This is a genomic window from Microbispora sitophila, assembly GCF_014892245.1.
In the GTDB taxonomy this organism is placed as follows: domain Bacteria; phylum Actinomycetota; class Actinomycetes; order Streptosporangiales; family Streptosporangiaceae; genus Microbispora; species Microbispora siamensis.
Map to the genome: position 1 here is coordinate 6377 of NZ_JADBGC010000060.1, position 675 is coordinate 7051.

The window sequence follows — 675 nt, forward strand, 5'->3', positions numbered from 1 at the left end:
GCTGGCCACCTGGGGCATCACACCGGCAGCGGTGGCCGGGCACTCCATCGGCGCCATCGCCGCCGCCCGCACCGCCGGCATCCTCACCCTCCCCGACGCCGCCGCCCTCGTCACCACCCGCGCCCGCCTCATGCACACCCTCCCCCCAGGCGGCGCCATGACCGCCATCAACGCAGGACAGGCGGAGATCACGCCAAAGCTGGCCCGCTACCAGGGCAGGGTCACCATCGCCGCCCTCAACACCCCCACCTCCACCGTCATCTCCGGCGACACCCACGCCGTCACCCAACTCACCAAACACTTCCGGGACAACGGCTACAAGGTCCGCCCCCTGACCGTCAGCCACGCCTTCCACTCCCCCCACATGAACCCCATCCTCGAGGAGTTCCAGCAGGCGATCAGCGACCTGACCTACGCATCCCCCACCATCGACTACATCTCCGACCTCACCGGGCAGCCCGTCAGCTCAGGAATCGACGCCGCCTACTGGACCCGCCACCTGCGCAACCCCGTCCGCTTCGCCGACGCCACCACCACCCTGCACGAGAAGGGCATCACCACCTTCATCGAGATCGGGCCCGACGGCGTCCTGAGCGGGCTGATCCGCGAGACCCTCGACGGACAGGAGGACCTGGTCGCCGTCCCCGTGCTCCGCCGCGACCGCCCCGAACCCCA

1 protein-coding gene is annotated in these 675 nt (G+C 70.1%); it reads left to right on the forward strand.

Annotation, left to right across the window (positions count from 1 at the left end; all coding sequences use genetic code 11):
* The coding region (locus tag IL992_RS45235; RefSeq protein ID WP_193209455.1) for an acyltransferase domain-containing protein at window positions 1-675 on the forward strand (675 nt) is incomplete at both ends.